General features: G+C 36.4%; 24 protein-coding genes and 1 pseudogene. 15 read left to right on the forward strand and 10 right to left on the reverse strand.

The genetic code is table 11. From position 1 onward, the window contains the following. Positions 1 to 145: 145 nt before the first annotated feature. From ACFOSX_RS05760 to ACFOSX_RS05810, 11 genes are all read left to right on the forward strand, one after another. Positions 146 to 703, forward strand: coding sequence for a glutaredoxin family protein (locus ACFOSX_RS05760; RefSeq protein ID WP_386097919.1), 558 nt, complete (start codon positions 146 to 148; stop codon positions 701 to 703). A gap of 50 nt (positions 704 to 753) precedes the next feature. Continuing rightward, positions 754 to 2,163, forward strand: a complete 1,410-nt coding sequence (locus ACFOSX_RS05765) for an FAD-dependent oxidoreductase (RefSeq protein ID WP_386097921.1) — start codon at positions 754 to 756, stop codon at positions 2,161 to 2,163. Between the two features lie 100 nt (positions 2,164 to 2,263). Next, a complete protein-coding gene (locus ACFOSX_RS05770; RefSeq protein ID WP_386097923.1) occupies positions 2,264 to 3,094 on the forward strand; it encodes a formate/nitrite transporter family protein in 831 nt (276 codons plus the stop codon). Beyond that, on the forward strand, positions 3,084 to 3,998 hold the full coding sequence (locus ACFOSX_RS05775; protein WP_386097925.1) for a glutaminase: 915 nt from the start codon (positions 3,084 to 3,086) through the stop codon (positions 3,996 to 3,998). The genes ACFOSX_RS05770 and ACFOSX_RS05775 overlap by 11 nt, the downstream gene beginning before the upstream one ends. Before the next feature lie 52 nt (positions 3,999 to 4,050). Continuing rightward, a complete protein-coding gene (locus ACFOSX_RS05780; RefSeq protein WP_386097927.1) occupies positions 4,051 to 5,265 on the forward strand; it encodes a bifunctional alpha/beta hydrolase/OsmC family protein in 1,215 nt (404 codons plus the stop codon). Positions 5,266 to 5,373: 108 nt separating this feature from the next. Then, positions 5,374 to 5,805 (forward strand): DoxX family membrane protein, encoded by a 432-nt coding sequence (locus ACFOSX_RS05785; RefSeq protein WP_386097929.1) that lies wholly within the window; start codon positions 5,374 to 5,376, stop codon positions 5,803 to 5,805. A 206-nt stretch (positions 5,806 to 6,011) separates the two neighbouring features. Then, positions 6,012 to 6,377: a hypothetical protein gene (locus ACFOSX_RS05790; protein WP_386097931.1), complete on the forward strand. Its 366-nt coding sequence runs from the start codon at positions 6,012 to 6,014 to the stop codon at positions 6,375 to 6,377. 92 nt (positions 6,378 to 6,469) lie between these two features. Next, positions 6,470 to 8,077: a glutamate synthase-related protein gene (locus ACFOSX_RS05795; RefSeq protein ID WP_386097933.1), complete on the forward strand. Its 1,608-nt coding sequence runs from the start codon at positions 6,470 to 6,472 to the stop codon at positions 8,075 to 8,077. Between the two features lie 80 nt (positions 8,078 to 8,157). Further along, positions 8,158 to 10,005, forward strand: a complete 1,848-nt coding sequence (locus tag ACFOSX_RS05800) for a P-loop NTPase fold protein (protein ID WP_386097935.1) — start codon at positions 8,158 to 8,160, stop codon at positions 10,003 to 10,005. A 37-nt stretch (positions 10,006 to 10,042) separates the two neighbouring features. Further along, positions 10,043 to 10,171, forward strand: coding sequence for a hypothetical protein (locus tag ACFOSX_RS05805; protein ID WP_386097937.1), 129 nt, complete (start codon positions 10,043 to 10,045; stop codon positions 10,169 to 10,171). A 26-nt stretch (positions 10,172 to 10,197) separates the two neighbouring features. After that, complete coding sequence (locus ACFOSX_RS05810; protein ID WP_386100235.1) at positions 10,198 to 10,497, forward strand: RidA family protein; 300 nt, start codon at positions 10,198 to 10,200, stop codon at positions 10,495 to 10,497. A gap of 117 nt (positions 10,498 to 10,614) precedes the next feature. Here the strand turns inward: ACFOSX_RS05810 and ACFOSX_RS05815 are convergent, their stop codons facing one another. Next, positions 10,615 to 10,983: a hypothetical protein gene (locus ACFOSX_RS05815; protein ID WP_386097939.1), complete on the reverse strand. Its 369-nt coding sequence runs from the start codon at positions 10,981 to 10,983 to the stop codon at positions 10,615 to 10,617. Between the two features lie 436 nt (positions 10,984 to 11,419). Here ACFOSX_RS05815 and ACFOSX_RS05820 point away from each other — a divergent pair, with 436 nt between their 5' ends. Next, entirely contained in the window at positions 11,420 to 12,262 is an 843-nt protein-coding gene (locus ACFOSX_RS05820; protein ID WP_386097941.1) for a helix-turn-helix domain-containing protein, read from the forward strand. A 32-nt stretch (positions 12,263 to 12,294) separates the two neighbouring features. Here the strand turns inward: ACFOSX_RS05820 and ACFOSX_RS05825 are convergent, their stop codons facing one another. Further along, positions 12,295 to 12,747, reverse strand: coding sequence for a hypothetical protein (locus ACFOSX_RS05825; RefSeq protein WP_386097943.1), 453 nt, complete (start codon positions 12,745 to 12,747; stop codon positions 12,295 to 12,297). 183 nt (positions 12,748 to 12,930) lie between these two features. After that, positions 12,931 to 13,479, reverse strand: coding sequence for a carboxymuconolactone decarboxylase family protein (locus ACFOSX_RS05830; RefSeq protein WP_386097945.1), 549 nt, complete (start codon positions 13,477 to 13,479; stop codon positions 12,931 to 12,933). A 515-nt stretch (positions 13,480 to 13,994) separates the two neighbouring features. On the opposite strand from ACFOSX_RS05830, the gene ACFOSX_RS05835 reads away from it, so the two are divergent. Continuing rightward, the gene (locus ACFOSX_RS05835) at positions 13,995 to 14,573 is read left to right on the forward strand and encodes a DJ-1/PfpI family protein (protein WP_386097947.1); all 579 of its coding nucleotides are present in this window, start codon (positions 13,995 to 13,997) and stop codon (positions 14,571 to 14,573) included. Between the two features lie 67 nt (positions 14,574 to 14,640). Next, positions 14,641 to 15,276 carry a peroxiredoxin-like family protein gene (locus ACFOSX_RS05840; protein WP_386097949.1) on the forward strand — a complete coding sequence of 212 codons (636 nt, stop codon included), beginning with the start codon at positions 14,641 to 14,643 and terminating at the stop codon, positions 15,274 to 15,276. Between the two features lie 47 nt (positions 15,277 to 15,323). Here the strand turns inward: ACFOSX_RS05840 and ACFOSX_RS05845 are convergent. The 5 genes and pseudogenes from ACFOSX_RS05845 to ACFOSX_RS05865 form a co-directional block, all read right to left on the reverse strand. Beyond that, positions 15,324 to 15,527, reverse strand: a pseudogene (locus ACFOSX_RS05845) (recombinase); the annotation flags it as partial. 221 nt (positions 15,528 to 15,748) lie between these two features. Continuing rightward, positions 15,749 to 16,591, reverse strand: a complete 843-nt coding sequence (locus ACFOSX_RS05850) for an oxidoreductase (RefSeq protein ID WP_386097951.1) — start codon at positions 16,589 to 16,591, stop codon at positions 15,749 to 15,751. Between the two features lie 30 nt (positions 16,592 to 16,621). Continuing rightward, a complete protein-coding gene (locus tag ACFOSX_RS05855) occupies positions 16,622 to 17,554 on the reverse strand; it encodes an SDR family NAD(P)-dependent oxidoreductase (RefSeq protein ID WP_386097953.1) in 933 nt (310 codons plus the stop codon). 84 nt (positions 17,555 to 17,638) lie between these two features. Next, positions 17,639 to 18,523: a helix-turn-helix domain-containing protein gene (locus ACFOSX_RS05860; protein ID WP_386097955.1), complete on the reverse strand. Its 885-nt coding sequence runs from the start codon at positions 18,521 to 18,523 to the stop codon at positions 17,639 to 17,641. 145 nt (positions 18,524 to 18,668) lie between these two features. Further along, complete coding sequence (locus ACFOSX_RS05865) at positions 18,669 to 19,883, reverse strand: phage integrase SAM-like domain-containing protein (protein WP_386097957.1); 1,215 nt, start codon at positions 19,881 to 19,883, stop codon at positions 18,669 to 18,671. A gap of 403 nt (positions 19,884 to 20,286) precedes the next feature. On the opposite strand from ACFOSX_RS05865, the gene ACFOSX_RS05870 reads away from it, so the two are divergent. After that, positions 20,287 to 21,660, forward strand: coding sequence for an MFS transporter (locus ACFOSX_RS05870; protein ID WP_386097959.1), 1,374 nt, complete (start codon positions 20,287 to 20,289; stop codon positions 21,658 to 21,660). A gap of 15 nt (positions 21,661 to 21,675) precedes the next feature. On the opposite strand, the gene ACFOSX_RS05875 is transcribed toward ACFOSX_RS05870, so the two are convergent. Further along, on the reverse strand, positions 21,676 to 22,161 hold the full coding sequence (locus ACFOSX_RS05875; RefSeq protein WP_386097961.1) for an SRPBCC family protein: 486 nt from the start codon (positions 22,159 to 22,161) through the stop codon (positions 21,676 to 21,678). Between the two features lie 55 nt (positions 22,162 to 22,216). Next, positions 22,217 to 22,633: an SRPBCC family protein gene (locus ACFOSX_RS05880; RefSeq protein ID WP_386097963.1), complete on the reverse strand. Its 417-nt coding sequence runs from the start codon at positions 22,631 to 22,633 to the stop codon at positions 22,217 to 22,219. Between the last annotated feature and the right edge of the window lie 63 nt (positions 22,634 to 22,696).

The following is a 22,696-nucleotide window of genomic DNA, read 5'->3' on the forward strand; positions in this document are numbered from 1 at the left end:
GTACGCTTTCGCGAAAGCGAATAAAGTAGCTTCACGATTGCCAAGAGAGTATAACCGTAAAGCAAACAACTTAGCTTCACGACCATCGGGAGAGCGAAAGCGATAAAGCGCAAACAAAATAATTCAACAGTAAAAGACACACGATATGGAAGCAATAAAACTTTTTGGGAAGGCAACCTGCCACAAGTCCAGATTTTATAAGCAATGGATGAGCGACAACCACATACCGTATGATTTTTACGAACTGGAGAATGATGTGATGAATCAAGAGTTCTTAACGCTGTTTTATGCTAATGGAGAGCAACATTTCCCAACCATAGTCATAGGGAACAAAACGTTGAGAAATCCATCAGTAACCAAAGTAAGCAAACAGCTTATTAAGGCAAGTGTTGAACAGTTAGAGGAAGGCTATTCTGAAGTGAGTTATAAGGGTCAAAAATATGCGGTGACCAAAGCGATTTTTAATCACGGAAAGAGTGTAAAAGTATATGCTGAAAATCTGAAAGATGGTGATTTTATTTCCTTCAATCTCTATCATACAAAAGCTGGCTTACAACTAAAACCTTGTGAGATGCCCGAGCATAAAGTGATTGATTTTTTAAAGCAATATGAACACTTACAGTACGGCAAAAGCTTTTCTGATTCACAAATGGGAAAAATGTATAATCACTTCGGAAATATGACTATTACAGAAACTGTGTAACCACAATACATTTGTGCTATCAAATATTCATAACTACAAAACCAATAAAAATGAACACACTAAAATTATACGGAGCCGACTGGTGTCCAGATTGTCGAAGAGCAAAAGCATACTTAAAAGAAAATAATATCCCTTTTGAATTTATAGATGTAGATTTAGATGAAAGCGCGACACGTTTGGTGGAAAAAATCAATAACGGTAAACGCATTATTCCGACCATAGATATAAACGGAACCACTTACACCAATCCAAACAACGCAGAGCTTGCAGATGTTTTGGGAATTAATGATGCTGGTGTGGTACAATTATTTGGCGCAGACTGGTGTCCAGATTGTCGTAGAGCCAAGAGCTACTTAGCAGATAACGGCGTTAACTTTCAATTTATAGATGTAGACGAACACGAGTGGGCAACCGATGAAGTTGAGAAAATCAATAAAGGAAAACGCATTATTCCTACCATTTTAATTGATGGTACGCCATACACAAATCCTGATAATGCCTCGTTAAAAGAGTTGCTGGATATTGATGTAAAGAAAGAACACAAGGTGTATGATGTTATCATTATTGGCGGTGGTGCAGCTGGATTAACCACAGCTATTTATGCACAACGCGACCGTTTTGATTCTATCATTTTAGAAAAGAAAACCATAGGTGGTAATGCTTTTTTAACCCAAACGATTGAGAACTATCCAGGATTCACAAATATTTCTGGTCCAGATTTAATGGATAAAATGGAAGAGCAAGCCCGTACTTACGGAGCAACTATTGCCACAGGAGTAGATGTAGAGTCTATTGAAAAGAAGGATAATAAATTCTACGTAAAATCTGCTACGGAAACATACATAGGTCGTAGTGTGGTGGCAGCTACTGGCTCAACGTACAGACGCTTGCACATTCCTGGAGAAGAAGAGCTCATAGGCTCTGGCGTTCATTTTTGTGCAACTTGTGATGGTGCGTTTTATAGAGATAGAACAGTCGTTGTCGTTGGTGGTGGTAACAGCGCGCTGGAAGAAGGAATATTCCTGTCCGGCTTTGTAAAAGAAGTGAAAATTGTACACCGTTCTGAAGAGTTTACGGCATCGCCTACCTATACAGAGAAATTGCCAAAAATGGAAAATGTCTCTACTTATATGAATAAAACCTCTTTAGAGTTTGTTGCAGATGATAATGGTCAATTTAAAGGATTAAAAGTCAGAGACAATGCGACTGGAGAAGAAGAACTCATTGAAGGCGATGGTACATTTATCTTCATAGGATTGATACCTAACTCGAAGCTTTTTGAAAACGTCATTGACTTAAATAAACAAGGCTTTATTACTTCCAGCGGACTCGCAAAAACATCTGTCGAAGGCATTTTTGCAGCTGGTGATGTGCGTGAAGGCGCTATTGCCCAAGTCGCAGCAGCGACCGGCGAAGGTGTTTTGGCAAGTTACGGACTTAAAGACTATTTAAAACATTAGGTTGTGCAAGCGAGTGGCATATATCTATAACCTTATTTCTGAGTATGTATAAGTCCATTTTACTAACTGATTAAATAATAAGCATAAAAATTTATTACCAATGAAAACCCAGTTCCTTAACATAAGTCGAGTTTCTGCAGAAATGTACAAAGAAACAAAGCATAATATAGAGATATCCTCTATAACCAGAATATTCATTCTAGCCTTATTAGGCGGTAGCTTCATTACGTTCGGAGCGCTGTTTTCAGTATTAATCTCAGCTGGTGTTGAAACCTTAGGGACTAAATTGCTGTTACAAGGCTTAGGTTTTTCTGTAGGTTTTTTTATTGTGATAATGACAGGAGCATTACTGTTTTCGGAAACTAATGTTGTCTTGCCTACATCTATTCTCAATTGTACTAGAAGAGAATTGGTGTCAAATGTTTTTAAATTCTGGGGAGTAACCATATTAGGCAATGTGACTGGGGCACTTACTGTGGGTTGGCTTATTAATTTTGCCCACGTATATCCTGAAGAAGTACAAACCGAACTTTTCCATCTAATTGAAAAAAAAATGTACTACGCTGAAGTTGGCACAACACTAAGTTGGTTCAAAGCATTAGTGTCTGGGATGTTTGGAAATATGCTTATTGGGATTGCTGCAATTTTAGCCCTTATGGGAAGGACAATTATTGGGAAATATATACCTGTGTTTTTGTCAGTGTCGCTTTTCGTTGCTGCAAATTTTCAACATAGTCCTGCAAATATGGGATACTTCTCTATCGCTATCCCAATGGGACAAGGTACGGCTTGGGCAGATGCTATAATGTGGAACATTTTACCTGCTGCACTAGGCAATATTCTAGGTGGCACCTTACTAGTGGCTTTGCCGCTGTATTATGTTTTTGCTGAAAAAAACGAAATGCAAGAAGAAAATAACGATGAACTATAAAAAAATAATACATAAAATTTATCATTCTATTAATGAACTAGAAAATTATGGAAAGATTGCAGACTACATTCCGCAATTGTCTTGTATAGACCCAGAAAAGTTTGGGATTTACTTTCGTACGGCTATTGGTGAGGAATATGGAACGGGAGACTATCAAACCAAATTTTCTGCTCAAAGTATCTCAAAAGTATTGTCACTCACCTTGGCCTACAAACTTGAAGGAGATGAGATATGGAACCGTGTTGGTGTTGAGCCTTCTGGAAATGCCTATAACTCATTGGTGCAACTTGAAGATGAAAATGGCATACCAAGAAACCCTTTTATCAACTCTGGTGCATTGGTTATATGTGACATTCTCGTAAGCAGACTAAAAAATCCTAAAGATGAATTTCTACAATTTGTACGCTCTTTATGTTCGGCAGAAAATGTTGGGTACGACTTATCCGTGGCAACTTCAGAAAAATCTGTGGGCTATAGAAACATAGCACTATGTAATTATTTGAAGTCATTTGGGAACATCAAAAATAAACCTAACGATGTTTTGGATTTCTATTTTACGATGTGTTCTCTGGAAATGAGTTGCGAAAATTTATCAAAAGCCTTTATGTTTTTGGTTAGTGACGCTCATAAAGGAAATGACAACCAACCCATAATTAATCCCATAAAGGCGGACAGAATTAATGCGCTTATGCAAACTTGCGGATTTTATGATGAATCTGGAGAATTTGCCTTTCGTGTAGGTCTTCCAGGTAAAAGTGGCGTTGGTGGTGGTATCATAGCTGTGTATCCAGAAAAATACAGTATTGCAGTATGGAGCCCAAGATTGAACGCTAAAGGAAATTCCTATCGCGGTATGAAAGCGCTAGAACTTTTTACAACCTATACAAAAACTACGATTTTTTAAGACAGTACCATTAGGTAGAGATGTTATTATTTAACTAAAAGAATAAACCAAAATGAACTCAAAACTTAAAATAAAAAACAGAAAAGGATATCTACTGCACACGCAGTTAGAATTACCATTACAACAGAAGCCTAAGGCCTACGCCATTTTTGCTCATTGTTTTACGTGCAGCAGCAGTCTTAATGCGGTAAGAAATGTAAGTAGAGCGTTAACCGATTATGGATTTGCGGTGGTACGCTTTGACTTTACAGGACTAGGACGTAGTGAAGGCAGTTTTGCTGAGAGTCACTTTGGCGCAAATGTGCAGGATTTGATTGACGTACATCAATACATCAAAGAAACTTACGAAGCACCATCTTTACTTATTGGGCATTCTTTAGGTGGAGCGGCTTCAATAGTTGCAGCTTCTCAACTGGAAGATATCAAGGCATTGGTCACCATAGGTACGCCATCAGATATTGAGCATACCGCGCAGCATTTTATAAATCAAGTAGATAAAAGCAGTAATGAGCCATCTTATGAAGTAAATATAGGCGGCAGGCCATTTGTTATCAACGATGAATTTATCGATAATTTTAAGAAAACGAAGATTGTAGATGTAATGAAGGAACTTAGAATCCCTTATCTTAATCTGCACTCGCCTATAGACCGCATCGTAGGGATTTCAAATGCTTTAGAACTCTTTAATGCTGCCAGACATCCGCGTAGTTTTGTGAGTCTGGATGATGCAGACCACTTGTTGAACAGAAAAGAAGATAGTCTTTATGTGGGCAAAGTCATTGGTTCTTGGGTAGAAAAGTATTTTCCGCAGTTGGAAAACACTGCTTTAGATGCTGGCGAAGACCAATTGGTGGCGCACCTTAATCTTCTCGAAGATAATTTTACTACAAATCTCAGTACAAATACGCATAACTTTATCGCAGATGAACCTGGCTCAATAGGAGGAGATGATTTTGGGCCATCGCCTTATCAATATTTAACCGCTTCCATTGCAGCTTGTACTACAATGACTTTAAAACTCTATGCACAGCGCAAAAAATGGGATTTACAAGAAGTGTACGTCTATATCTCTCACAGCAGGAAACACAGCGATGATTTAATGCTGGACATAGAAAAGCCAGGTTACATCGACCATATTTCAAAGAAATTAAAATTTGTAGGAGACTTAGATGATGCTCAAAAGGAAAAATTAAAAGCCATTGCCTCTAAGTGTCCAGTGCATAAAACAGTCGCAAGCAAGGTCATTTTTGACATAAAAGTGTTGTAAATGTACTCAAAGGGAAAAATGTATAAGTCGTAAGGAACTTAAGCTATTATTTGAGGGTAAGACGCCAAGTATATTTGTACCATACAATAATCATTAAAACAATATATTATGAAATCACAAAATTCAAAAATCAACGGAAATTTATTAATCAGAATCGGAATAGGATTTATCTTCATTTGGGGTGGACTTGAAAAGTTTATACCAGGCTTTTTAGGTGGACCAGGACTTGAAGGCGCTACTGGATTTATAGGAGGCGTATTTGGAGTGAGTGGCGTTATTGCTACTATAATGACTATAGGTCTTGCCATAACTGAACTAGTGGCTGGTGTTTTGTTAATCCTAGGCAAGAAATTATTTGAAACTTATGCGGTACTAACGCTGCTTTTATTAGTAGCAACAGTAATGGTTTGGCTTCCAGCAGGATTTGCCGATATGAGTGGAAACAACAATGTCACTTGGATAATTGTAATAACACACATAGGATTATTATTTACTCTAGCAGGTCTTACATTAAATGCTAAAAATGAGAAGTCTGCATAGAGCTTCTTAGATATACTCTTTCGCGAAATCGAGTCTGAGAGATTCACGACTGTAAGGAGAGCGAAGCGGTAAAGCGTAAAAACTCAATAGCTATCAAGGGAAAAATGTACAATATATTAGGGAATTACCATAAGCATAAAACGCATTTTTCATCGGATATTTGAACAACAAATTAATATCAATAAATACAATTAAAAAGACATATTATGAATACAACAGAAACAACAATCGAAAACAATTTAAAGAAAGTACACGGTCTTCTTGAAAAAGGAGCATTTATCGAAGCAATGGAAACCTATCTTCACGACGATGTACAATTAAGAGAAGCAAATGCAGCACCTAAAATAGGGAAGAAAGTAGCTTTAGATTTTGAGCACGACCTTATCAATAATCACTTGGAAGAGTTCATCAGCTATGAGATTGGAGACTACGCCGTACAAGGTAACCACAGTTATTATGACGCAGTAATGAAGCTCAAAATGAAAGATGGCAGCACAATGGTATCAGAACAAGTGGTAGCCACAGAGTGGAAAGACGGTAAAATCTATAGAGAGCGTTATTACCACGCATAGGCTTAAAAAACAGCTCAAATAGGGCAAAGGGACGAGTGTTTTCATTCGTCCCTTTAGTGCGTTTATATCTCAACAACTAATCAAATCAAACTATGATGACCAAAAAACAACTATTTAACCTTTCAGAATTAGAAGATAAAGTCCCTGTACACGCCTTAGTTTCAAAAACCGACCTTGTTATTGTAAAGTACGGAACAGAAGTTTCTGTACTCTACGGAAGATGCCATCATCGTGGCGCATTGCTGGGCGGTGGATATATAGATGGCGAGAATTTAATTTGCGGTGTTCACGGTTGGGATTATAGATACGATACGGGAATAAGTGAATACAATAATGATGAAAAGCTACACAAGTTTGAAGCTATCATTTCTGAAGGAAAACTCTTTGTAAATACAGATGAAATTCTTGAATTTGAAAAAGAGAACCCACCACCATTTAACCGTGATGAATATCTGGGAGCTTATGCAGACACTCATCCCGAAGACACCGAACCTTATACAGGTTACATAAAGAATTTATCTAAGAATGGTCTCAAAAAAGTAGGACATCACGGCGAGACCGTTTCTATGGGTGTAGATAGAAATCTGTTACCAAAATGGGAGAATATACAATACCTACCAGCACAATTACATCGTAAACCATTGTTAGATGATGCTTCTGTAAATACAGATACCGTTATAGGGCCAAAAGCCAAAAAGCCACTCACGTTAAAGATGCCCATTTTTGTGAGTGATATGAGTTTTGGCGCACTTTCTAAAGAAGCAAAAATCGCTTTATCAAAAGGTGCCGAACTCGCAGGAACAGGAATCTGCTCTGGAGAAGGCGGAATGTTACCTGATGAACAAGCTAATAATAGTCGTTATTTCTATGAGTTGGCTTCCGCAGGATTTGGGTTTAAATGGGAACTGCTCGATAAGGTTCAAGCCTTTCATTTTAAAGCTGGGCAAGGCGCAAAATCAGGAGTTGGTGGTCATTTACCAGGCAATAAAGTCACTAAGGATATCGCTAAAGTTCGCGGTATAAATGAAGGAGAATCAGCAATCTCGCCAGCAACTTTTCGAGATTTAAAATCAGTCGAAGATTTTAAGGAGTTTGCAGGCAAAGTACGCTCAAAAACAGGTGGTATTCCCATAGGTTTTAAATTGGCAGCTGGTCATATAGAAAAAGACATTCAGTTTGCACTTGATGTAGGTGTAGATTATATCATCCTTGATGGTCGCGGTGGCGGTACAGGAGCTGCACCTTCTATCATTAGAGATAATATCAACGTTCCTACGATACCAGCATTAGCACGAGCTCGAAAGTATCTAGACGCACAAGGTGCCACCGATGTTACCCTAATCGCGACTGGTGGTTTAAGAGTCGCCCAAGATTTTGCAAAAGCATTGATGCTGGGCGCAGATGCGATTGCGGTGGCAAACTCAGCCATACAAGCCATAGGCTGTTTAGGAATGCGTGCTTGTGCAACAGACTTTTGTCCCGTTGGTATCGCGACCCAAAAAGAATCGCTACGTAGTCGTTTAATTATTGATTCCTCAGCAAAGCAATTACATAATTTTTTCGATGCCTCTAACGAGCTTCTCAAAGTAATATCTCGCTCTTGCGGTTATGATGATATCACAAAGTTTAACGCAGATGATTTAGTAACCATTAATAGGGATGTGCATCACTTGACTGGGATTAATTATGCAGGAGTGTAATTTTTGAGCTTTAAAACTAAAAATCTATTATTAATATGTAAACCGTAAAAAATTGATTATAATGGTATTAAATTTTTTAAATGCGAACAGAAAATATTCAAGACATAATAAAGGCATACTTAGATAAACCGCAAACCCAATATGCTCTATTAATTAATGGCGGTTGGGGTAGTGGTAAAACATTTTTTTGGAAAAAATCATTGGTTAATGTTATAGAGAGTAAAGATTTAAAACCAATGTATATTTCATTAAATGGAGTCAACTCTATTGAAAAATTAGAACAATTAATTTTCATAGAATTGATACCTAAGCTTGGCTCTAGCCAGAGTGATATTGTAAAGAATCTTGCAGCGGTTTCAAAAAATATTGCCAATGCCACAAGTAAGTTTTTTTTCAAAAGTGATTTAACTGACATCGCTAAAGGTACTAGTATCAAAGCTTTTGGTTTTAAAAAATATTGTATCTGTTTTGATGATTTGGAAAGGTGTAAAATCCCAATTGACGAGTTGTTTGGGTATTTAGCAGATTTTATAGAACATAAATCATTAAAATGCATCGTTTTGGCAGACGAGGATAAAATTAAAGACCAAGAAACAAATAGGGCTTTAATTAACGGGTATGATATTATCAAGGAAAAAATAATAGGTAGAGTTCTCAATTATGATCCTGAGCTAGAAACGATAATTCCAATTTTAATTGAAACCTATAAAAATGAGAGTTCATTTTATGATTTTCTAAAAACGAAAGAAGATTATATAATAAGTGTTTTCAAAGAACAGAAAATAAAGAATTTAAGAATAGTAAACTTTTACTTAGAGTGTATTCAAACCATTTACCCAACTATAAAGACTAAAGAGAGTCAATATATTACAGAGTGTTTGTTTCTTGTTGCCATCTTTTCAATAGAGTTCAAGCAAGGAAAACTACAATCAAAAGATGCAACCACTTTTGATGATTTTAAGGCGATAGATGCTAACTGGTATTCAAGAATAACTTCCAACTATCTGTCTCGCCAAAACAAAGACGAAAAGCGAATAAAAACAAGGGCTGAACTGTTTTATGAAAAATACCTTACTTCTAATATAGACAAGTATCATTTTTACCCAAGCTTGTATTACTATGTGCTTTCTGGACATTTTAATAAAGAAATTTTTAAATCAGAGCTCAAAGTCAGAGAACCAGAAGTTCTATCTGATGAAATAATAGCATTCCGAAGAATATTAGATTATAAATTTAGAGAGCTTGATGACGAGGATTTTGCAAGAGTAAGTAAGAAAGTTTATGACTATGCTAAAAAAGGTGTTTACTGGATGTATGACTACAAACAGATAGCAAATTTCTTTTTCTATTTTTCAGATAAAGGTTTAATAAAATTAACTAAGGAGAAAATTGAAAAAGACCTGCTAAAAGGATTATCTATCTCTGGAAAGAGGAAAGAAATACACGAATATACCTATACTAATTTAATGCATTTTAAAAATGAAAACCCAGAAACGCAAATTATAGTTAATGCTATAAAAACTATACATCAAAAAATTAAAGCAGAGGAGGACACATCAATTTCCCTACAAGTTATAAAATACCTTAAAAACGAGAATAAAGTAGCTTTGGCCACTTTATTTACTGAGAACAAATTAAGTAAAGAGTTATTACAATACTTAGATGTTCCAGAGATACTGAAGTTAATACCTGACATTAGCAACGATTTAATCTTTGTGCTTTCAGAACTATTTAGAGAACGCTATGATTACGGTAACCCTGGGGAACATATGCATTTAGACTTATTATTTTTAGAAGACTTTCATAAAGGTGTCGTTGACTATTACAAACATATAGTTAAAACACAACCTCTAAGACGACATAATGTAAAAGATTTAATTAGTTCCTTAGAGAAAGCAATTAAAAAAATTAAAGCAACTATGAAATAGATTTAAGTGACTTAGTATTATCATATATAATTAGCAAATGAACATTACAAAACAACTAAACGAGCTCAATCTCAGTTTGCCCAAAGCTTCCGCACCAGGAGGTTCGTACAAATCTGTAAATATCAGAGGTAAGGTGGCTTACATTGCCATTCAGTTTCCTATTTAAATGAGAAGTTTCATTATCAAGGTAAACTGGGTAAAGAATTCACAACAGAAGAAGGTATTCGTGCAATGGAAATATGTGCTTTAAATGTGCTCGCTCAAATTGTTGAAAAGGTTGGGGAAGAAAACATTTTAGGCTTAAACCATATAGATGCTTATTATCAATCTTTAGATGATTGGGATGACGCGCCTATAGTTGTTGATGGCGCTTCAGATTTGTTTGTAAAAGTTCTTGGTGATGCAGGACATCATTCTAGAGCAATATTTGGGGTTCATAAACTACCTCGTAATTTTTCGGTAGGGCTTACTGTTAGCTTAACGATGATTTAATATTTTGAATTCTGTTTAAGCTTTCGCGAAAGCGTAATATTCAATATTTAAAAAGCCTATCTTCTCAAATCAATTAATGATTTGAGAAGATAGGCTTTTTGTTGTGATTAGATTTTACTAGGCTAAGGCAACAGGTTTTTGAACTTCGGCTTTATGTAGAGAGACTACAAGAAGTACAGCTGCGCCATTAATCCAATAAAAATAGGCGTCCAAACCTTCAAAAGAAAAGATAAAAGGTGCTAGTAAGAATAATATGGCTACCGCACCATCTACGATGAGGTGCAAGCGATACGGTATGAGTGACAGCAATCCTGTTTGGTGGTCTGTAAGTATAGTCAGGCCTAAGGCAGCTACACCTACAATGACTGAGAGATAAAAGGCTATAGGGTTTGTCTCGCCTAAGCCTAATAAAAAAGGCAATAGTATTAACGAGATTGCTACTGGGTAATCTAGGTACGAGTGAATTTTCTTTGTGATAAATCGCATAATTTTACGTTTTAAGATTATTAATAGTTCAAATGTAGGTGGATATCTAAGTGGTTGAAATATAATTTGTTCCCGTATGATTGTACATTTTTCATTTAAAAATTCATTTACAACTCTAAGGTGTTTAAATTTTGCCTATAAACGTCTCTGGTTTGAGAAATAACAATCTGAAATTATAAATAATAAGCATAAGGAAAGTCACTTAATAGCTTTAAAGTGTAAACTGAATCAAATTTTATCGTCTTTATATAAGAGACAAAACTTTTTAGTGCAGATTTAGAGTTCGTGTGAAGAAAATATTTCTAACGATAGCGACCGAATCACTATAAAGATTATGGTTTTTAATTAAATCAACTTACAAAGGTTTGCATAATGAAATCTAGGCGCTATTTAGAATTTTCTATCTTTATAAGTTGTTTGTAACAGTATACTATTTATGAAATTAGATTACTCAAGTATAAAAGATGAGAGTTCAATTACCCTAACCAATTTCACCTGCGGTCCAGCAATGAACCTATTGGATAGGAAAGGAATGTACAAAATCCTATGGGCAAGGGAAAAAGATGCTACCATAATTGTAGATGGCTATAGGTTACAAATAAATAAGAACCAAGTTGCTTTCTGTACACCGCTCAATATTGTTGAAATGAAAAAAGACTCAGGTTTAACCGCAGTCGTTTTCAACCGTGAATTCTATTGCATACGTGACCACGATGCAGAGGTTTCCTGTCAAGGGTTTTTGTTTTTTGGTTCTTCATTGCCACCAGTTGTAACTTTGTGTGAAAAAGATATAGCCAGTTTTGAAGCAATGTTTTTAATTCTGAAAGAAGAATTTGAAACCAAAGACCATATCCAAGGCGAAATGCTACGTTCTATTCTGAAGCGTTTATTGATTAAAGCGACACGCTTAATTAAAAATGAACAACCAGAAGCAGATTTGCCAAAACCGCAATACGACCTAGTAAGGCAATATCATATTTTGGTAGAACAACACTTTCGTGAAAAGCATCAAGTAGCAGATTATGCCGAGATGCTCTTTAAATCGCCAAAAACGTTGTCAAACTTGTTTAATAAATCTGGTGATAAAAGTCCTCTGAAAATTATCAATGAACGTATAATTCTAGAAGCAAAAAGGCTTCTGTTTTACTCGGACAAAACTGCCGAGGAAATTGGTTATGAAGTAGGGTTTTCTGAGCCTGCTCATTTTTCTAAATATTTTAAAAACCAAGTAGGTTCGCCACCGGCTACTTTTAAAAAAGAGTTTAAAGCATCTTTGTAAGTTCTTTCAGTTCTTTCAAAATTTACATAGTACTAGAAAATCCCACTTGGCAATTTATCTAAATAAGCGTGCAATGTACCTTCTCTAAACTTTGTGAAGATGTCAGCTGTTTCTCGTTCTGAAACATTGTTTAAGAATTTTGGATTATAGTCTGTAAGAAATTCTTCAAATTCTATAACATTTTCGGACCGTCTTGCGCCTTTTCTAAAAATCTTGACCAATTCTTTCTTTGTGTAAATTTCTCGCCCTATTTGATACCTTTTTTTAGCATCTTCGGCATCCTTTAAAAAGGTACGGTATTCAAAATTTGATGTTTCATAAATTTCGAGTGTCAATGCTGATACTGATTTTGTTTTAGAAATTTTCTTTGTAGAAACTGTTCTTACATCAGTTTCAAAATTTGAAGTATTTACGGCTACATAGTTTTGTGCTGTAAGCGTTACGGTTAGTAAAAGTGTTACGATTGTTGTGATTAAAGTTTTCATATCTATTTTGTTTTAAATTATAATGTAAAAGTAGCTTGATTATCAAGGCGGTATAATGGCTGTTTGGTGCTTTAAATTGTATATCTTTCCCTTGTCTGGCGGTTGCATCATATAATTGCCTAAATCAAGAACAGCTCACATAACAGTGAGCTGTTCAAAGTGAAACTGCATAAGTTAGGGGATTTATATTTGCGCAGTTTCTAATGATTGTACTTGAGGAAAATCTACCGGAATTCTTGTAGTGTTATTGATATAGTTAGATATAGTCTTGTCACCTACAAGCGAGATAGTGTCAATTAGGTTTTCCTTTGTCCAGCCAGCATTAAAGAAATTTTCTAATACATCGTGGTCTGTGTTTCCTCTATTTTCTGTAATATTTTTGGCAAGTTTTGCCAATGCATCAAGCTTTTGGTCAAAAGGTGCTTGTCCAGCTCGTAAGTCTAGGATTTGGTCCTCTGTAAATCCATTCATTTTGCCAATAGCTGTGTGAGCAGATAAACAGTATTCACAATTGTTTACTTGGCTAACCGCAAGGTTAACAACTTCTTTTTCTTTCGCTTTAAGCGATGTTTTCGCATTAGCAAAATCGAGATAGTTTTTAAGCGCATTATCAGAGTAAGCATAGGTTGCAAAAAGGTTAGGTACAAAGCCTACTGCTTTTTCTAAGTTGTCAAAAATTGCTTGGTTCGTTGTGTTTACTTCTTCTCTTGTTGGTACATTAAATGTTGTCATAATACTTGATTTTAATTGTTTAAAAATTGTTTATTGAAAATTTGAAATAAAAGGTTTTTCTGATTCACAGTACACACCAGATGCATACGGGTTATCACAATCTGCCTTTATGATTTGCAGTTGCACATCGTTTGATACGCTCTTGTTTGAATTGCTAAAAAGTGCCCTGAGTATGTTAAAAATTGTCGTCATCTTGATATATGTTTTGATTACACTACAAAGATGCGGTAGAGAAGGGCCTTCAGAAATAGATATGCTTCCTGAGGTATTATAGATTTTTCCTTTAAGATATATACTTTAGAAATTACTGTTGATTTAGGGTGTTTTTATTGGCTGAAGTTTGATTTTGATTGAATATAAGAGAGAAATCATTTTAAGGTAGTCACTCATCCAATCTATAGTAAGGCGCATATTGAAAATGCAGACACTTTTAGGGTTACAAAAGAGTAATTTATCCGTGATGATATCGACTACCTTTTTGTAGTATCGCATAAGAAGAATAAAATGATTTAAGAATGAAAAAAATACTTCTACTACTCGCTGATGGTTTTGAAATTTTTGAAGCAAGCGCTTTTATTGACGTGATGGGCTGGAATCTTGAAGAAGGTGATGGCAGTACTATTCTGCACACCAGTGGCCTTTCAAATACAATAACAAGCACCTTTAATCAAAAGTTGATAGTCGATTATGTTATTAACGAAATAGACATAAACGACTATGACGCATTGGCAATTCCGGGAGGCTTTGAGCAATATCATTTTTATGAGCAGGCATTTAGCGAACCTTTTCTTGAAGTCATTAGGAAATTTAGAGAAAAAGGCAGTCCTATTGCATCCATCTGCACAGGAGCGCTGCCCATTGCCAAAAGTGGTATTCTTAACCATAAAAAAGGTACCACTTATAATAAAAACCCGTTAAGACAGGATATGCTGAAAGAAATGGGTGTAAACGTCATCTCTAAGGCAATTGTAACGGATGATGATATTACGACATCTTGGAATCCCTCAACTGCAGTTGATGTTGCATTACTACTTTTAGAACGCCTCACTTCAGCTCAAAATGCAAAAAAAGTCCGTGAGCTAATGGGATTTTAATTTAACCTTTTGTTATGAAATTGAAACGAAGATATCTCGACGTAGAGATAAACTTAAAACCAAAAATATGTCTTTAGCAGAAACATTACTAAAAGCCAATACACTTAGCAGGAGTAAAATACCCACAGAAACACTTGCTGTTATGGATAAAGCCACAAACATCCTTGTTGAAGAGGGAATTTCAAAACAAGCCATACAGATAGGAGAAAAGTTCCCAAAGTTTGTGCTAAAAAATGCCAAAAGTGAAACTATTTCATCAAGTCATCTTTTAAAGAATGGTCCTCTGGTTATATCTTTTTATAGAGGAGGATGGTGTCCATATTGCAATATAGAGCTTAAGGCTTTACAAGCGGCTTTACCTGAGTTTAAAAGCAAAGGCGCCAATTTAGTGGCCATCAGTCCTGAAACACCAGACAACTCTTTGTCCACCGCCGAAAAAAACGAACTATCTTTTGAGGTGTTGACCGATGAGGATAATCTTTTGGCAAAACAAATCGGTCTAGTCTTTCAACTACCCAAAGAAATACAATCTATATATGACAACTTTGGTATTGATGTAGCAAAACATAACGAAAATGATAAGTTTGAACTTCCAGTTGCAGCAACATTTGTTGTTAATAAGGATGGCATCGTGACCTATCGCTATGTTAACGAAGACTATACTAAACGCGCAGAAATATCTGAAATCATTGAGGCTTTGTAGAAAAAGTTTTTTCCAAGAAATGATAGCGCATCTTTCACTTTTGTATATTAAAAGTTTACCACACTATCCAGAGCATCATCAGCCTCTTTATGAATGAAATTAGCCTGATAATTGATGGTAGTTTTTAAATCACTATAACGATATAGTTTTTGAAGCATCAAAGGATGAATAGAATCGCCAGCAATGTTGCCAAAAGAATGGCGGGCAATGTGAATTGTCACTTTCTTTGTAATCTTGCCTTTTTTGGTAATTCGGATTGCTAAAGGATATAAGCCTATGGAATTCCTCTTTTTTTGTAAAACGATTTGTGCACTTGCTGACATAGTTGACCTGTTTAAATTGGTCAAGTCAGATATGGCCTTACAACACTTTGTTTTTGTGAATTTGGACAAAAGGCGAAGACAATTATGCCATTGGCAGTCTGTACGGTCTTGAAAATTCAATTTCGCCTTTAGTATGTTTCTATATACCGTTATTTTTCAAACCGAGTATTCTCTCCTGTCTCTCTCCATTCCTCCAATTCTTTAATCAATACTTCGGCGTGTTCCTTTACGGCACTTATAGCATCCTCACCTAATTGAAGTCTTAGAGGTGTTTTATCAGATTGAAGAGCAATATCTATGGCTTTAGCAGCTTTCAACGGGTCACCTTCTTGGGTGCCATCCATTTCCTTCGCAAAATCGCGAGTTCCTCCTACAATTTCGTTATATGCCTCTATTTTTGGCATATGCCTGAATCCATCCCCAGCAAAATCCGTTCGAAATGCACCTGGTTCCACTATCATAGTTTTGATTCCAAATGGAGCTACCTCTTGAGCTAAAGCTTCCGAGGCTCCTTCCAATGCAAATTTTGAAGCTGAATATGCACTGAAACCCCCAAAACTCATATTACCGCCCATACTGCTTATATTAACTATAGCACCACTTTTCTGTTTCCTCAAATAGGGTAAAACTACTTGCGTCACGGCAACGGCACCAAAGAAGTTGGTTTCCATTTGACTTCGAAGTTCCTTTTCAGGAGTCTCTTCCAAGGCTCCAACAATGCCATATCCTGCATTATTAATCAATACGTCTATTTTACCATATTTTTCAATGGCTTTTTGAACGGCATTTTTAATTTCTGCGCGTTCGGTGACATCCATGGAAATCGGTAATATTTGCTCGGGTGCTGCCTTGGCAAGTTGTTCCAATTTTTCCTGCCTTCTTGCGGTCGCCACTACATTATAGCCTTGAGAGACCGCATATTGGGCGAATGCTTTTCCAAAGCCTGAAGAGGCCCCAGTTATGAACCAAACTTTACTATTTTCTTTTGTCATAATTTCTTTATTTTTTATTAAACTTACTTTTTATCCTGTGTATCTGGCATTACCTCCTGCTGCAACATCTAACACCAAACCACTGATGAACTTTGAATTATCTGAAGCTAAAAAAGTCGCTGATTGTGCAATATCTACAGGGTCTAAAGCTGGCGTAGGTAGTGAGTGATAACCCATCATTGCATTGTCTTGGTCCTCAAAGGATGACATACCCGTAGATTTGTATTGACCCTCGCTTCTGTACAACGGAGTATTTACAGCTGTTGGTGCAATAGAATTTACCCGAATATTATACTTTCCCAATTCCAAGGACAATGTTTTGGTAAGCCCTATTATCGCCCATTTAGTGGATGCATAATTGGCTACTCCGGGAACACCTTGTCTTCCGCCAATTGAGCTTAGTGTAATAACACTTCCACTTTTTTGTTTCTTTAATTGGGGAAGTGAGGCCCATACCGTATTTGCCACTCCGGTTAGATTAACATCGATGACATCTTTCCATTGTTTCTCGTTCATATCCTCAAAAGGGGACCAAATACCCACACCGGCATTAGCCACGACAATATCAAGCCCACCCAATTCCGAAATGGTCTTGTCCACAGCTTTTTTCATAGCTTCCAGATTTCGAACGTCGGCTTGAATGCCAATAGCTTTCACTCCCAGTTTTTGAATTTCTTTTGTGGCGGAATCAAGTTCTGATTTATTTGCTAAACGATATCCTTCAATTGCCATTCCACCTTTAGGGTCAGCAATATCCAATAATGCAACATTGATACCCTGCTTAGCGAAATCGACGGCTATACCAAGTCCGATACCTCTGGCAGCACCTGTCACTAAAGCTGTTTTTCCTTTTAAATCCTTAAGTTCCGTACTATTTACGTTTTGTGCGAAGAGACCTGTGGTACTTACTGCTATTCCCGCAGTACCTAATCCTACCGATTTGAGAAAATCCTTTCTGTTCATATCCTATAATTTTTTAGTTATACATTTAATACGACCCAAAATTAGAAATGAGCAGAACCAAAAAATTGTAAATTCTTGGGGTATTTAAACAGATTTATAAAATTGCCTTGGTGTCACTCCATAAAATCTTTTAAAATTGTTGGTAAAGTGACTTTGGTCATAAAATCCTATCGAATGGGCAATCTCAGTTAGGCTTATTTTCTTTAAACGTATGAGTTCACTTGCTTTCTCAAGTCGTAGCTTGAGAACGAATTGATGTGGGGATAACCCAGTAGTATTTTTAAATACCTTGGCAAAATGATAAGGGCTCTGATGAACTACCTCGGATAAAGATTGTAAACTAAGGTCTTGATAGAGGTTGGACATTACATAATCTAATATGTTTTTTGTTTGTATGCCGAAAAGTTTTCCAGTTGGGTTTTTAATTTTCTTGCCACCTGTTGAGTATTGGTTCAAAAGAAATGTCGCAAAAGCCATCCCCAGTGTATCTCGATAAAGCTTTCCATAACCGCTATTTTTTAAAAGCTCATTTTGAAAAAGCTTAGTGAAAAGAATTACGTTTTTGTCAATAGTACCCCTCTGGGTCATAAATTCCAATTCACGATAGTTCGTATTAGGTAGGATTTGTTCATAATACTGTGGTTTGATAGCTATTGCCAAAAATTGATAATCCTCCATCCATCTTGGAACACCAATATCACCGTGGTTTTGCATATTGAAAGAACCAGGATGGAGTGATATTGGCTTCCAAATCCCTTTTTCCCTGTGCTCAAAAGGTATTGAATTGTTACCCAAAGTTATAGCGAGCCTATGGTCTATGATAGTATGTTCTGGTAGTTCACCTTTTTGCAAAAAATGATGTTCAACTATCACTCCGTTAAAATCTAGTGAATTATTAACAGAAGATTTGGGAGCTGAGGGAATTATTTCTCCATTTTTAAGAAGTGATATCTTTGAAGATTTGCTCATTTACATAACTAGAACTTTTAATTTATCTATTATTTTTTATGGATTTTAGATGCCATTAATATCGTGAAATCAGTACCGAAATCCTAATAGATAATGGACTGATTATTGATGTCACTCAAAGTGATAAAGTCTTTTCTTGAGAATCTTAAAAATCAATAACACTATTTAAAGCTTCATCAGCCTCTTTATGGATAAAGTTTGCTTGATAGCTTATAGTAGTTTTCAAATCGGTATGTCGATATAGTTTTTGAAGCATTAGTGGGTGAATAGAATCTCCAGCAATATTGCCGAAGCTATGACGAGCAATGTGCATTGTCACTTTCTTTGTAATCTTGGTCTTTTTAGTTAAAGTTTTTAGATGCCTATTGAATTTATAATTGGCAGTCCTGGTTTTGTTGTAAACATCTTTAGCATTACTTAAGTCCGCTTTTTTCATTTCAGGAAATACAAAATCGTCTTCAGAAAGTCTATCTTTTTCATAGGATTTTAGAATAGCCAAAGCTTTTATTGGGATTTTGAGTGAGACCAATTTGCCGTTCTTACTCATACGATAATGCAGCCTACCATCATAAATCATTGACCAGCGTGTAAATAGCACATCCGAAACACGCATCCCAGCAAAATAAAAGCTGTAGAGCCAAACATTGAGGGCGTGTCGTTCTACATCCGTAATATTTTCAACATTTTCAAATATCAGTATCTCTTTTTTGTTCAGGCCAACCTTATGGGTCTCTGGAAACTTAATTTGAAAACCACCCTTTCCAAAAGGGTATAAATCTTTACTCACCACCTTATCTGAAATTGCCCGGTTGTATAATAACCGAATAAGGACCATAACATTGAGAGCCGAAGTTTCGGAAAGCTTTCTTTCACCAAGAAGATAGGTTTTAAATTTTTTTAGCCAGCGTTCGCTAATATCTTGAAATCGTAAATTTTTGGACCTGTGAAATACCCATATATAAGTGGTCAAGGCAGTATCTGTAGTTAGCCGGTTTATCTTTTTTTCAGCTTCGAGATTGTCCAAATGCTCTTTGGCATAATCGTGTAGGGTCAAACTCGAGATAGGCTTGTATATATTCCTTTTGATTTGACCAGCTGAAAAATCGGTGTTCTCGCTTTGAAGATTCATCAATCCTTTGCGTACTTCGGATAATCTTGAAGACAGAAGGTTGTTCAGGCTATCCGCATCGGGATTCGATTTTTTGACCTTCAGGTTTTTATCGTCCCAATCCTCAAGGTCAATGGTATGACCGATATGTTTGAAGGTTGAACGGCGGTTTTTGGTAATTCGGATTGCTAAAGGATATAAGCCTTTGGAATTCCTCTTTTTTCGTAGAACGATTTGTGCACTTGCTGACATAGTTGACCTGTTTAAATTGCGAAAGTCATATCAGGTACAACACTCAGTAAAAATCTTTTTTAAAGATACGGATTTAATACGATTTTTGGGTACAACATAGGTACAACAAATGCTGAAATCAACTGATATTAAATGACTTCAAATAAAATTTGAAAAAACACAACTAATTGAAAATGAATTAGTTTGGTGTTTATTGGGGCAAGATAGACAAGACTTAGGATCTAGTGCCGCGAGGTGTGGGAGTTCGAGTCTCCCCGCCCGCACGAAAAAGGATAAAGCTTCTCAGAAATGGGGAGCTTTTTTTGTGTTTTAAATTTGGGGTCAATAAGTGCTTCAATTGAGAATTGCAACCCTGGAGAATAGCAACATTTAGAGCTTAATTAAAACCAGCTATCTTTGTTAAATGCTCATCAATTCGACTTCCAATTTCTTTAAATCCAAAATCTTCCCGATTCTCTTGGTCAATTTTATTGGGATTCTGGGCTATAGTATCGTTGTCCCCATTCTCATTTTTATTGTTACCAAATTTGGTGGGAACGGATTCATCTATGGAATTTTAGGCGCCATGTATCCTTTCTTTCAATTTATAGGTGCGCCTATTTTGGGTAGACTCTCGGATAGGTTGGGTAGGAAGAAAGTGCTAATTATTTCACAGGCAGGTACTTTCGTAGCTTGGTTACTTTTTCTCTTGGCCTTTATTTTACCAGAAACCGAATTATGGTCTCAAGACACCGATACCACAGGAAGTTATGTTATGACTTTGCCTCTTCTGATTATTTTTATCGCGCGAATTTTTGATGGCTTTACAGGGGGAAATATTTCTGTAGCGAATGCCTATATGTCTGATATATCAACTGATGAAAACAGGAGTGGTAATTTCGGTAAGATGGGTGCCTCCACGAGCCTAGGATTTGTTCTTGGTCCAGCCGTTGCTGGCGTTTTAGCAAGTACTATTTTGGGTGAAGTTTTGCCATTAATACTAGCATCCGTGATTTCTCTAGTCGCCATATTTGTGATACATCTGCGGTTAGTAGAAAGTGTACCCTGCGTAGTAGACACTGGGAATGTATCTTTAAAGAATATTAGACGTTTCTTTCAAGTGGAACATAAAGACTGCTATACTGAGGGCGAGTTGGAATCTGGCCCTAAAGAAAAGAAAGATTGGCTGTCTATTTTGAGGATTTCCGGGATTCCTTTATTATTCACGATTTACTTTTTAACGTTTTTTGCGTTTAGCCTTTTCTATGCGGGATTACCAATTTATGCAAGCACAATTCTGGAATGGTCGGCCACAGATTTAGGGCTTTTTCTAGCGTACTCTAGTCTAATTATGGTTCTAATTCAGGGCCCTGTATTGTCTCGTTTGTCTCAAAGATTTTCCAGTCACAGTTTGGTGCTTTCGGGTTCGTTTTTATTAGGAATTAGCTTCTTAGTTCTTTCTAAGGAGAACTTTGTTTTACTATATCTAGCGAATACCCTGTTGTCTGTCGGAAACGGTTTAATGTGGCCTAGTTTTCTCTCCATTCTTTCCTCTACTGGGTCAAAAGCAAGTCAAGGCACCATTCAGGGCTATGGCACATCCATGGGGAGCATTGCCAGTATGATGGGCTTGATTGCCGGCGGATTGCTTTTTGGACGTATGGAAACCGACGTTTTTATTTTAGGTGGTTTTGTGTTTTTTTTAATTACACTTTTAATGACGATACATCGGTTGAATCATCGTAAAAAGTCCAGAATGTCCAAGGAAGAATATACGCTCATTTTGGATAAGTCCTGACATTAAGATTTTAAGTCATTTGAGATTTTTGAGTTCTCGTTTGGTAATTTTCCTTCCGGTTTTTAAGTAATGTTCCAAACCTATCAGAAAGTTTTCCGTGCCCTCGGTCATTTTTGGTCTAATCATAATGGGATTCATAATTTTGCCCATAATTCCTTTTGTTTCATACTGAAAGGTAAATGAAATTGTAGTTTTATCTTCTATCTCGGTCAATTCGATAATGCCACCCATATTCTTAATTGGTGGCAATTTTGCACCGTCATAGATATCAATGACCATTTTTTTATTGGGGACGTATTCTGTGATGCGTTCTTCAAATGAGCCGAAAGGTGCAAGGTCGCAGTGTCTTTGAGCACCTAATCCAGTCTTATTGCCTAAGGTTGTGCTATGGGAATCTTTTAATCCAGGATTCCAAAGGTGTATGTTATCAAAGTCATCCAATACTGCCCAAACTTCTTCCTTAGGAAAAGGCAAAGTGCGTGTTGCTGTTATTTTTTCCATATGTATTTTTATTGTAAAACACCGTCCATTTTAAATGGACGGTATTAATTGATTTTTAGGCGTTAGCAAATTCTGCAAGACTTATTGAGGCCATTTGATAGATTCCCTCGATGTTTTTCTTTATTTCAGGAAACGCTGGCTCATTTTCTTTAGATATTTCAAAATCTACGTCCCAATGCATCGTGGTATTGTCTCCATTATCTTTAAGGGTAATGGTACCTTCAATATCACTTATGGGCATAAAATCTTGCTTGTCGATACTGTATTTAAAGACTTTATTTTCGGCATCGGTCTGAATAGTTTCGTGTAAAGTGGCACCTTCTGGAGTTGTGCAAATACGTTTGTTACCCTCTACAGAACAGGTCTCAATAATTGGCATCCATTTGTCCATATGGGTTCCTGGCTCTACTTTTGCCCACACTTTAGCTAATGGTGCATTGACTTGGTTTACGGTTTCAATTCTTTTTTTCATTGTTTAAAATTTAAATTATAATTAATTATATAGATTGGTCTGTCTAATCGAATAGTAAAAAAT

Origin of the sequence: Winogradskyella maritima (assembly GCF_042650215.1) — a bacterium.
In the GTDB taxonomy this organism is placed as follows: Bacteria; Bacteroidota; Bacteroidia; order Flavobacteriales; family Flavobacteriaceae; genus Winogradskyella; species Winogradskyella maritima.

Bases quoted from the DNA above. Each gene is read 5' to 3' on its own strand.
- ACFOSX_RS05760 (WP_386097919.1), top strand. From the start codon at position 146: ATGGAAGCAATAAAACTTTTTGGGAAGGCAACCTGCCACAAGTCCAGA.
- ACFOSX_RS05765 (WP_386097921.1), top strand. From the start codon at position 754: ATGAACACACTAAAATTATACGGAGCCGACTGGTGTCCAGATTGTCGA.
- ACFOSX_RS05770 (WP_386097923.1), top strand. From the start codon at position 2,264: ATGAAAACCCAGTTCCTTAACATAAGTCGAGTTTCTGCAGAAATGTAC.
- ACFOSX_RS05775 (WP_386097925.1), top strand. From the start codon at position 3,084: ATGAACTATAAAAAAATAATACATAAAATTTATCATTCTATTAATGAA.
- ACFOSX_RS05780 (WP_386097927.1), top strand. From the start codon at position 4,051: ATGAACTCAAAACTTAAAATAAAAAACAGAAAAGGATATCTACTGCAC.
- ACFOSX_RS05785 (WP_386097929.1), top strand. From the start codon at position 5,374: ATGAAATCACAAAATTCAAAAATCAACGGAAATTTATTAATCAGAATC.
- ACFOSX_RS05790 (WP_386097931.1), top strand. From the start codon at position 6,012: ATGAATACAACAGAAACAACAATCGAAAACAATTTAAAGAAAGTACAC.
- ACFOSX_RS05795 (WP_386097933.1), top strand. From the start codon at position 6,470: ATGATGACCAAAAAACAACTATTTAACCTTTCAGAATTAGAAGATAAA.
- ACFOSX_RS05800 (WP_386097935.1), top strand. From the start codon at position 8,158: ATGCGAACAGAAAATATTCAAGACATAATAAAGGCATACTTAGATAAA.
- ACFOSX_RS05805 (WP_386097937.1), top strand. From the start codon at position 10,043: ATGAACATTACAAAACAACTAAACGAGCTCAATCTCAGTTTGCCCAAA.
- ACFOSX_RS05815 (WP_386097939.1), bottom strand. From the start codon at position 10,983: ATGCGATTTATCACAAAGAAAATTCACTCGTACCTAGATTACCCAGTA.
- ACFOSX_RS05820 (WP_386097941.1), top strand. From the start codon at position 11,420: ATGAAATTAGATTACTCAAGTATAAAAGATGAGAGTTCAATTACCCTA.
- ACFOSX_RS05825 (WP_386097943.1), bottom strand. From the start codon at position 12,747: ATGAAAACTTTAATCACAACAATCGTAACACTTTTACTAACCGTAACG.
- ACFOSX_RS05830 (WP_386097945.1), bottom strand. From the start codon at position 13,479: ATGACAACATTTAATGTACCAACAAGAGAAGAAGTAAACACAACGAAC.
- ACFOSX_RS05835 (WP_386097947.1), top strand. From the start codon at position 13,995: ATGAAAAAAATACTTCTACTACTCGCTGATGGTTTTGAAATTTTTGAA.
- ACFOSX_RS05840 (WP_386097949.1), top strand. From the start codon at position 14,641: ATGTCTTTAGCAGAAACATTACTAAAAGCCAATACACTTAGCAGGAGT.
- ACFOSX_RS05850 (WP_386097951.1), bottom strand. From the start codon at position 16,591: ATGACAAAAGAAAATAGTAAAGTTTGGTTCATAACTGGGGCCTCTTCA.
- ACFOSX_RS05855 (WP_386097953.1), bottom strand. From the start codon at position 17,554: ATGAACAGAAAGGATTTTCTCAAATCGGTAGGATTAGGTACTGCGGGA.
- ACFOSX_RS05860 (WP_386097955.1), bottom strand. From the start codon at position 18,523: ATGAGCAAATCTTCAAAGATATCACTTCTTAAAAATGGAGAAATAATT.
- ACFOSX_RS05865 (WP_386097957.1), bottom strand. From the start codon at position 19,883: ATGTCAGCAAGTGCACAAATCGTTCTACGAAAAAAGAGGAATTCCAAA.
- ACFOSX_RS05870 (WP_386097959.1), top strand. From the start codon at position 20,287: ATGCTCATCAATTCGACTTCCAATTTCTTTAAATCCAAAATCTTCCCG.
- ACFOSX_RS05875 (WP_386097961.1), bottom strand. From the start codon at position 22,161: ATGGAAAAAATAACAGCAACACGCACTTTGCCTTTTCCTAAGGAAGAA.
- ACFOSX_RS05880 (WP_386097963.1), bottom strand. From the start codon at position 22,633: ATGAAAAAAAGAATTGAAACCGTAAACCAAGTCAATGCACCATTAGCT.